The 8,783-nt window shown below is 72.7% G+C and carries 9 protein-coding genes; 4 read left to right on the top strand and 5 right to left on the bottom strand.

Translation table 11 applies throughout. The features are described 5' to 3' along the window. Positions 1 to 267 precede the first annotated feature (267 nt). From ACFHW1_RS25360 to ACFHW1_RS25350, 3 genes are read right to left on the bottom strand one after another with little or no spacing between them, the layout of a single operon-like run. On the bottom strand, positions 268 to 1,503 hold the full coding sequence (locus ACFHW1_RS25360; RefSeq protein ID WP_416551995.1) for an ABC transporter permease: 1,236 nt from the start codon (positions 1,501 to 1,503) through the stop codon (positions 268 to 270). Positions 1,504 to 1,508: 5 nt separating this feature from the next. Then, positions 1,509 to 2,168, bottom strand: a complete 660-nt coding sequence (locus ACFHW1_RS25355; protein WP_416552092.1) for an ABC transporter ATP-binding protein — start codon at positions 2,166 to 2,168, stop codon at positions 1,509 to 1,511. Between the two features lie 32 nt (positions 2,169 to 2,200). Next, positions 2,201 to 3,454, bottom strand: a complete 1,254-nt coding sequence (locus ACFHW1_RS25350; protein ID WP_416551996.1) for an efflux RND transporter periplasmic adaptor subunit — start codon at positions 3,452 to 3,454, stop codon at positions 2,201 to 2,203. Positions 3,455 to 3,553: 99 nt separating this feature from the next. Between ACFHW1_RS25350 and ACFHW1_RS25345 the strand changes: the two genes are divergently transcribed. Both ACFHW1_RS25345 and ACFHW1_RS25340 read left to right on the top strand, forming a co-directional pair. Then, complete coding sequence (locus ACFHW1_RS25345; protein ID WP_416551997.1) at positions 3,554 to 4,249, top strand: response regulator transcription factor; 696 nt, start codon at positions 3,554 to 3,556, stop codon at positions 4,247 to 4,249. Then, complete coding sequence (locus tag ACFHW1_RS25340; RefSeq protein ID WP_416616281.1) at positions 4,242 to 6,074, top strand: sensor histidine kinase; 1,833 nt, start codon at positions 4,242 to 4,244, stop codon at positions 6,072 to 6,074. Before ACFHW1_RS25345 ends, ACFHW1_RS25340 begins: the two co-directional genes overlap by 8 nt. On the opposite strand, the gene ACFHW1_RS25335 is transcribed toward ACFHW1_RS25340, so the two are convergent. Next, the gene (locus ACFHW1_RS25335; protein WP_416551999.1) at positions 6,061 to 6,636 is read right to left on the bottom strand and encodes a hypothetical protein; all 576 of its coding nucleotides are present in this window, start codon (positions 6,634 to 6,636) and stop codon (positions 6,061 to 6,063) included. The genes ACFHW1_RS25340 and ACFHW1_RS25335 overlap by 14 nt on opposite strands. A 44-nt stretch (positions 6,637 to 6,680) precedes the next feature. Further along, a complete protein-coding gene (locus ACFHW1_RS25330) occupies positions 6,681 to 7,643 on the bottom strand; it encodes an aldo/keto reductase (RefSeq protein ID WP_416567945.1) in 963 nt (320 codons plus the stop codon). Positions 7,644 to 7,697: 54 nt separating this feature from the next. Between ACFHW1_RS25330 and ACFHW1_RS25325 the strand changes: the two genes are divergently transcribed. Both ACFHW1_RS25325 and ACFHW1_RS25320 read left to right on the top strand, forming a co-directional pair. Continuing rightward, positions 7,698 to 8,078, top strand: a complete 381-nt coding sequence (locus tag ACFHW1_RS25325; protein WP_416552001.1) for a MerR family transcriptional regulator — start codon at positions 7,698 to 7,700, stop codon at positions 8,076 to 8,078. A gap of 71 nt (positions 8,079 to 8,149) precedes the next feature. Continuing rightward, entirely contained in the window at positions 8,150 to 8,683 is a 534-nt protein-coding gene (locus ACFHW1_RS25320) for a DUF6244 family protein (protein ID WP_416616279.1), read from the top strand. Positions 8,684 to 8,783: the final 100 nt, after the last annotated feature.

Genomic DNA, 8,783 nt, shown 5'->3' with positions numbered 1-8,783 from the left:
GCCTACTACTTCCAGGTACCCGCATGTCCGGATCTTGGACCCTATTGCCGGTCGCTCTTACCCGTGGTTGAAGGGTGAACACCTCGCGGAGGAGGACTACCAGCGCCGGACCAGTAGCGTCGCGTCGACCGAGCCACCGGCGGCCATGTCGTACGCCGTACCTGCGCTGGTTCCGGGGCCAGTTGGGTGAAGATCTGCTGGACGTCGCACAAACTGACCGTGGGCTCGGCGACCGCCCGCTCGGCAAGGGTCAGACGCTACGGGCGGTCAGGCGGTGGCCAGGGCCCGGGTCGGTGGCAGCCGGGCGGCCTGCAACGCCGGATAGCCGCCGGCGACGACGCCGACCAGCAGCGCCCCACCCAGCCCGGCGAGGGTCGCCCCGGGCGGCACCACCACCGGCCAGCCGTTGGCGATCGCGTAGCCGGCGGTGGCGGCCAGGCCGAGCACCATACCGGCGAGGCCGCCGAGCAGCGACAACGCCACCGACTCAGTGAGGAACTGCGCCCGGATCTGGCCCCGGCTCGCACCCAGCGCCCGACGCAGCCCGATCTCCGACCGGCGTTCCAGCACCGAGATCACCATCGTGTTCGCCACCCCGATCCCGCCAACCAGCAGCGCGACCCCGGCCAGCGCCAGGAACAACGACGCGAAACTGCTCTCGGTGGCGCGCTTGGCCGCCAACGCGTCCGACGGCCTGGTCACCTGCACCTTGCTCGGCCGCTGCGGGTCGATCGTCGCCGGCAGCACCGCCCGCACCGCCTCGATCGCCGGCTCGTGCGCCCGCAGGTAAATCACCGTCGGATGCCCGCCGAAGCCCAGCCTCTCCTCGGCAGCCGGCCAGCCGACCAGCGCCGACCGGTCGATTTCCGGGGCCAACGGCAGCGGCTCCAGAATGCCGATCACGGTGAACCACTCGTCGCCGACGCGGACCTGTGTCGGGGAGTCCGCCGGGCCCAGGTCGACGATGCCCAGCCGGGTCGCGGCGACCGCGCCGAGCACCACCGTCGGCAGCCGTTCGGTGGCGGCGTCAAGGTAGCGGCCGGTCCGCAGCCGCGCGTCGAGCGTCACCGGCAAACTCTTCTCGCTGGCCAGCACCGTCAACCCGGAGCCGTCGCGTGGGTCGATCCAGTCGGAACGGCGGATCACCGTGTTGGTGTTGGCGACCGCGCTGGTCGCGGTCACCGGACCGATCCGGGCCACCATCGCCGGGGCCTCCACCGGCAGCCGGGTGACCCCGTCCTCGTCAGGCTGGGCCGTCGCCTGTAGCAGGTTCACCCCGAGGGCGGACAGCTCGGCCAGCAACGCCCGCTCACTGGCCGCCGGGATGCCGGTGACCACGATCATCGTGGCGATACCGATCGAGATACCCAGCGCCGACAGCGCCGCCCGCAATCGGCGGGTCCGGATCCCGACCAGCCCGAGTCGGAGCAGGTCCAGCGGGGTGATCCGCACCGGGCGCGGCAGCTGCACCGGCGCAGCTCCGACCAGTTGGGGGGATTCCATCCGGCTCACGGCACGGCCACCGGCTGCTGACGGACGTCGCCGACCAGCCGGCCGTCGCGAATCTCCACCCGGCGCGGCAACCGCGCCGCGACGTCCCGGTCATGGGTGATTACCGCGATGGTGGTGCCGTCGGCGTTGAGCGTGATGAGCAGATCGAGCACGGCACGACCGGTGGCGGTGTCCAACGCACCGGTCGGCTCGTCGGCCAGCACCAACGCCGGCCCGTTGACGAGTGCACGGGCGATCGCGACCCGCTGCCGTTCCCCGCCGGACAGCTGCCGGGGCAGGTGCCCGACCCGGTGCGCGAGACCGACCCGGGCCAGCGCCTCGGCGGCCAACGGCCGACGGCGACGGCGCGGTACGCCCGCGTACAGCAGCCCGGTGGCGACGTTCTCCGCCGCGGTCAACCCGTCGGTGAGGTGGAACTGCTGGAAGACGAAGCCGAGCCAGCGCCCACGCAGCGCCGACAGCTGCCGGTCGGACAAGGTGGTCACGTCGTGCCCGCCGAGCCGGACCGTACCGCTGGTCGGACGGTCCAGGGTGCCCATGATGTTGAGCAGAGTGGACTTGCCGGAGCCGGACGGGCCGACGATGGCGACCAGCTCACCGGCGTGGATGTCGAGGTCAACGTCGGTCAACGCGGCGACACCGCCGGGGTAGCGCATCCCGGCCCGGACGACCGACAGCACCGGAACGCTCACGACGTGGTCACCACCGTCAGTCCCTCGTCGAGACCGGCGCCGGTGACCTCGACCATGCCCTTGGTGAACAGCCCGGTCTCGACGGCGATCAGTGCGCCGTCGGTCAGCTGCACCGCGTACCCGCCCTCGGCGAGCGCGAGCAGCGCGCCGACCGGCACTGCGAGAACCTGCTCCCGCAGCTCAGTGCGGAACTGCACCCGGACCGGCGCGGACTCCAGCCCGCCGAGCACCGCCGGATCGTCGGGCACGACGGTGACGTCCACCGTCGGACCCTGCCCCGGCGGACCTTCTGACTCCTCGGCGACGGTGCCGACCGCGGTCACCGTGCCGGGGGCGGCCGCGCCGTCGGGCAGGGTGATCGTCACCGACGCGTCGGGCGCCATCCCGGTCGCCTCGCCAGCTTCCACCCGTACCGTGATCACCTTGTCGGTAGGGGTGACCGACATGATGTCCGTCGCGGCGCTGTCGCCGGGCAGCGCGGCGACCGAGCCGACCCGGACCTCGCCCCGCAGTACGGCGACGTCCCCGGCCTGAACGACCCCGGTGGCCGGCGCGTCACGGTCCCGCTGCCAGCTCTCGATGGCCGAGATCAGCTCCGGGGTGAGAACGGCGTCTCCGGACCGGACGATGGCCGTGCCGCCGCTCGGGGTCGGCGCCACATCCCCCTCGTCCGGCGACGCCGCCGCATCGCTCTCGCCGGTCGGCTCCGCCGCACCGTCCTGGTCCGACGGCGGCGCCGCCGGCACCGCGACGGCGCTGCCGACCGGCGGCTGCCAGCCGATCTGGTAGCCCAACGCTTTCAGGTTGTCAGCGACCACCCGCACGTCGCGACCGACCAGATTCGGCTGATCGAGGGAACGGAACAACGGCGTACCGCCGTAGAACAGCAGCACCGGCTGATCGTCCACCCGGTACAGCTGCTCACCGCGTTCGATCACGGATCCCTGCTCAGGCAGCCAGGTCAGCACCCCGTCGCTGGAGCCCCGCACCGGTCGGGCGGCACCGTAGCCGAGGGTGCCGACCAGCTCCCGGGCGTCGGAGATGTCCATCCGAACCACCTCGGTCGTCGCCACCCAGACCGGCTCCGCCGTCGCGGCGTCCGCCTCGGCCGTCGCGCCCCGACCCGGCCAGCCCCAGCGGGCCATCGTCCCGGTCACCACCAATCCGGCCACCACGACCACGACCGGCAGGCCGTACACCAGCGGCCGACGCCACCGGCGACCGGCGACCCTTCGCAGGAAGAACACCATGCCGGCCAGCGTCGCCGGCAATTGTGAGGAACCTGTCAGGCCGGTCTGGTGCGATTTCCCACCGCCGCGCCGACGCTGACACGCAGTATGGTTCGCCCCGTGGTTGCCCATGTGCTGATCGCCGAGGACGACCGGCGGCAGGCCGAGGTGCTGCGCCGCTACGTCGAGTCCGACGGACACCGGACCACAGTGGTCCACGACGGGCGCGACGCGCTCGACCAGGCCCGCCGGCACCGGCCGCAACTGCTGGTGCTCGACGTGATGATGCCCGGCCTGGACGGGCTGAACGTGTGCCGGATCCTGCGGCGCGAATCGGACCTGCTGGTGCTGATGCTCACCGCCCGTGCAGACGAGGACGACCTGCTGCGCGGGCTCGACCTGGGTGCGGACGACTACCTGACGAAGCCGTACTCGCCGCGGGAGCTGATGGCCCGGGTCCGGACGCTGCTGCGCCGGGTCGACCGGGTGCCGCGCACCATCGACGGGGTACGACGGGTCGGTGCACTCGCCGTCGACCCGGTCCGCCGGGAGGTCACCGTCGACGGACGACCGGTCAATTGCACGCCGGGCGAGTTCGCGATCCTGGCCGCCCTGGTCGAACAGCCGGAACGGGCCTTCACCCGGGCCCAGCTGCTGGAGCACACCCGGGGCGTGGACCGGGACTCGACCGAGCGGGCCATCGACACCCACATGGTCAACCTACGCCGCAAGATCGAACCGGACGTACGCCGACCGGCGTACCTGGTGACGGTGTACGGCGTCGGCTACAAGCTGCGCGACCCCGCCGGTGGGTGAGCCGACCCCGGCCGCGCGGGTGCCGCTGCGGCACAGCCTGATGCTGCGGCTACTCGGCACGTCGGTGCTATTGACGGTCTGCGCGGTCGTCGCCACCGCCTGGCTGACGGTGGCGACGACCACCCGGGCGATCGAGAAGGAGCAGGGCCAGTCCCTCGCCGACGACGTCAGCGTCTACGACGAGATGATCACGTACGCGATCGACCACCGCGACTGGTCGGCGGTCACGCCGGTCGTCGACGACCTCGCGTCGCGTACCGGCCGGCGGATCGTGCTGCTCGACCCGGTGACCCGCGACCCGGTCGCCGAGTCGGCACCCGGGCCGGCACTGCGCGACGCCCGCCCGTCGGCCATCGTCGACCCGCTCGACCTCGACCCGGCGCTCGCCGCCAGCCGTCAGGGGTCCAGCATCGACAGCCGGGTCGTCGGGCCGTACCAGCTGGGCGACGACCAACGCGCCGGCATCCGCAAGACAGCCGAGGACCATCGGGGCTGTCTGGTCAACAGGGCGGGACTCACTGCCGAGATCGTCGAGCTGCCGGGCGGCCGGTCGACGGTTGCGATCCTCGACGCCGACGCCGACGCCGACCGTGGCCGGTCGCTGGTCTGCCCGGAGCCGGCGCTGCTGCGCGAACCGTTCCCCAGCGAGGTCGCCCCGCTGGCCGAGCTTCTCGATCGGACCGAGACCTGCCTCGGCCCGGCCGCGGCGAGCATCGATCTGGCGATCACTCCGAGCCTGGAGGTCGAGGTGCTGCGTACCCTGCCGGGTGCGCCGACCGAAGCCGCCGCCCGCGCCTGCGTCGGGACGAGTCTGCACGACCAGCTCCGGGCGTACGTGGCACCGCCGGTGCTGTTGTTCGTCACCGATGCGACGGCCACCGACCCCGGGTTACCGACGGCCGACCTGTCCACCGGGAACCTGCTGCGAATCGCCGGTATCGCCGGGCTGGTCCTGCTGCTCACCGTGGCGGTCACCGTCGGAGTCGGAATGCGGCTGGTCCGGCCGTTGCGGGCACTGGCCGCAGCGGCCCGTGCGCCGGTGGACAGGCAACGCCCGGTCCCGGTCACCACCCGGGACGAGATCGGCAGTCTCGCCACCGCCTTCAACGACCTGGCACGCCGGCGGGACCAGCTGGAGCGGCAACGCCGGGCGATGGTCAGCGACGTCGCCCACGAGCTGCGGTCGCCGCTGACCAACATCCGGGCCTGGCTGGAGGCCGCCCAGGACGGGCTGGCACCGGCCGACACCCACACCCTCGAACTGCTCACCGAGGAGGCGACCCTGTTGCAGCATGTCATCGACGACCTGCGGGACCTGGCCGCGGCTGACGACGGCACCTTCGCGGTGCATCCGGAGCCGACCTTCGTCGGCGACGTACTCAGCCAGGTCGTCGAGGCCAACCGCGGGACCGCTGCCACCGTCGGGGTCACCCTGACCGGGACGGTGCACGGCGATCCGCAGGTCGTCCTCGACGCGGTACGGCTGCGGCAACTCGTCGGCAACCTGGTGGGCAACGCCGTGCGGCACACCCCGGCCGGGGGTTCGGTCACCGTCGAGTGCGCGGTACGCGACGACTGGCTGACCATCGAGGTGGTCGACACCGGGATCGGGATCGCCGCCACCGACCTGCCGAAGTTGTTCGACCGGTTCTGGCGGGCCGACGCCTCGCGCAGCCGGCGTACCGGCGGCAGCGGGCTGGGTCTGCCGATCGCCCGGCAGCTGGCCCGCGCACACGGCGGTGACATCACCGTGGCCAGCGAGCCGGGCCGGGGCACGCACGTCACCGTACGCCTCCCGGCCCGGTCGCCGGTCAGCTCCCGCTGAACGCCTCCGCTTCGCAGTCCTCGACCTCGGTGCCGGCCGGCAGTCCATCGGCGAGTGACAGGAAGTCTCCGTCGACGAACGCGTCGATGCCCCGGTCCTGCAGACATTCCGCCCAGGCCAGCAGCTTGTCCGGATACTCGGGGTCCAGGCGCAGGGAACGCTGCCACAGCCGTTCGGGTTCCAGCGGTGCGCAGTCCTCGGCGACCTGCCGCACCTCCGGGGTGTCCGCTCTCGTCTTCCGCTCCGTGTCCGATACCCCGTTGTCCTCGAAGCACTGCAGCCAGAGGTTCGTGAGCCGCTCCTGTTCCTCGGCGGACGTGTCGGGGCGGATCAACGGACGCTCGGCCTGCGGCGATGGTGACGCGTCCGGCCCAGCGCTGCCCGCGATTGAGGCGACGCCACTGTCGCCGGTGTCACCGGCCGCCCCTTGGGCACCGGTGGCACCCGCGCTCCCGTCACCGCCGCCGCACGCGGCCGACAGCCCGATCGCCGTCACGGCGAGCGCGGCCAGCAACGGTTCGGCCAGCCGGCTCATCGGACGCATCTGTCGATATCTGCTCATGCGAGCCAGAATCCCGGCCAACCGTCAGGAACCTGTCAGCATCGTCAGCCGGCGACGGCCAGGCGGGCGAGGTGCTCGTCGGTGAGGGCGAGGGTGACGCCGTCGAGCGCCGCCTCCAACTGGTACGGCTTGCTGCCGCCGAGGATCGGGCGGATGCCCTGCGCCACCAGCCAGGCCAGCACCACCTGGCCGCGGGTCGCGCCGGTGTCCCGGGCGACGTCGTCGAGCGCCGCGAGCCGCCGCGTACTGCCGGGATGGTCGTACACCGGCGGGATCGGCTTGGCCGGGTCGTCGTAGGCACCGGTCAGCAGCGGCGTGTACGCCCACACCTCCATCCGGTACGCCTGCGCGATGTCCCGCTGCTCGTCGCTGAGCAGGCCGAACGGATGGACCACCCCCTCGGGCAGCGTGCCGGGGCGGGCCCGTAGGTAGGTGGCGTTGAGTTGCAGGGCGTCGATCGGCCGGGTGCCGGTGGCGGCGGCGTGGGAGCGGGCCCGCTCGATGCGCCAGGCTGGGTGGTTGGACGCGCCGACCCGGCGTACGGCACCGGACGCGACCAGCCCGGCGACCGTGTCGACGGTCTCCTCGATCGGGGTGGCCCGGTCCTCCTGGTGCAGCCAGAGCAGGTCGACGCTGTCCACGCCAAGCCGGTCCAGGCTGCCGGCGACGGCGTCGGCGACGGCGCGGCGGCTCAGCCCGGCCCGCACCCGCGGCCACGATCCGGCCCACAGCGGCTCGGCCCCGACCTTCGTCGCGATGCGCACCCGCTGCCGTACGCCGGGGCGGGCGGCGAGCCACCGCCCGATGACCCGTTCGCTGTCGCCGCCCCGGCCGTCCTTGCTTGCCCAGAACGCGTAACAGTCGGCGGTGTCGATCCACTCGCCGCCCCGCTCGACGAACCGGTCGAGCAGGGCGAAGGAGGTCTCCTCGTCGATCCGGGTGCCGAACATCATCGCGCCCAGGACCAGCGGCGAGGCCGGTGCCGGCGTGCTGTTTTCGTACGTCATGGGTCCACCCTGCGACCTGGAGCGCGCTCCAGGTCAAGCGGTACCGTCGGCGGTATGACGGCCTACTCACCCGCCGAGGCGGCGGCCCGGTCCGGCTTCTCGATTGACACCCTGCGCTACTACGAACGGGAGGGCATCCTGTCGCCGGTCGCCCGCAACTCCAGCGGGCGCCGCGTCTACAGCGACGACGACCTGGGCATGCTCGACTTCCTGCGCTGCCTGCGGGACACCGGGATGCCGATTGAACGGCTACGCCGCTACGGCGAGCTGTGCCGTGACCCGCGGACCATCCCGGAGCGGATCGCGCTGCTGCGCGAGCACGCGGACGCGGTCGAGCAGCAGATCGAACAGCTGCACCGCTGGCGGGCCCGCCTCGGCGAGAAGCTCGCCTGGTACCAGGGCCAGGCGGCGGACACGACCGCAGCCGAGGGCTAGTCTGCCGGCTTTTCCGCCTGCCACCCCGCACCATGGGAAACAGCAGCTCAGACGGGGTGAGGAGAGCGATCGTGGCAGCACCGGTGGACAGCGTCGGCAAGGATCTGCAGTCGATGCGGGCGGGCGTCGAGCGGGCCCGGTCGGCCGCCGCGGCGGCGCAGGAGGAGGCCGAGCGGGTCGCTGGCCAGGCGGCGACCGGCGGCTTCAGCGGCATCGTGGCTGGCATGATCCAGGTACGCAACACGCTGAAGGAGCTGCAGGCCGGGCTGGCCGGGGCCGCCGGCACGCTCGACGAGGCGGCGGCCACCGTGGTGCCGGTGCCGAGGGAAGCCTCACCGGCGGAGGTGCTGACCACGCTGGGTCTGGCCGGCGACAAGCTGCGCACCGTCCACGGCGGGATCGGCGCGGCCGCCGCGAAGGCCGACGAGGCGGCGGCGCTGGTGGCGCGGGTGCTGGCCGGCGGCGACCCGGCCCAGCTGCTCGGTGCGCTCGGCACCGTCAAGGAGACGCTGGCGGCGGTACGGCAACGGGCCGGCACGGTCGACGAGTCGCTGTCCGCTGCCGCCGCCACCGCCCGCCGGGTCGGCGCGAACCCGGGCAGCTGACCGTCCGCCGCCGTTGAGGTTCGGCCGCCGCCATCCGGCCGTTCCGCTGCAGACAGCTCGCAGGAAATGGTGTGATTTGTGTGGGTCGGCAGCCTTCGTT

The organism is Micromonospora sp. LOL_014 (assembly GCF_048060245.1).
Lineage (GTDB): Bacteria > Actinomycetota > Actinomycetes > Mycobacteriales > Micromonosporaceae > Micromonospora_E.
The sequence above is the reverse complement of the archived record's forward strand: the minus strand, read 5'-3'. Positions and strand labels throughout refer to the sequence as shown.

What these genes read in the sequence shown, in the direction of transcription:
- ACFHW1_RS25360 (WP_416551995.1), bottom strand. Translation starts at nt 1,503, where the DNA reads ATGGAATCCCCCCAACTGGTCGGAGCTGCGCCGGTGCAGCTGCCGCGC.
- ACFHW1_RS25355 (WP_416552092.1), bottom strand. Translation starts at nt 2,168, where the DNA reads ATGCGCTACCCCGGCGGTGTCGCCGCGTTGACCGACGTTGACCTCGAC.
- ACFHW1_RS25350 (WP_416551996.1), bottom strand. Translation starts at nt 3,454, where the DNA reads ATGGTGTTCTTCCTGCGAAGGGTCGCCGGTCGCCGGTGGCGTCGGCCG.
- ACFHW1_RS25335 (WP_416551999.1), bottom strand. Translation starts at nt 6,636, where the DNA reads ATGAGCAGATATCGACAGATGCGTCCGATGAGCCGGCTGGCCGAACCG.
- ACFHW1_RS25330 (WP_416567945.1), bottom strand. Translation starts at nt 7,643, where the DNA reads ATGACGTACGAAAACAGCACGCCGGCACCGGCCTCGCCGCTGGTCCTG.
- ACFHW1_RS25325 (WP_416552001.1), top strand. Translation starts at nt 7,698, where the DNA reads ATGACGGCCTACTCACCCGCCGAGGCGGCGGCCCGGTCCGGCTTCTCG.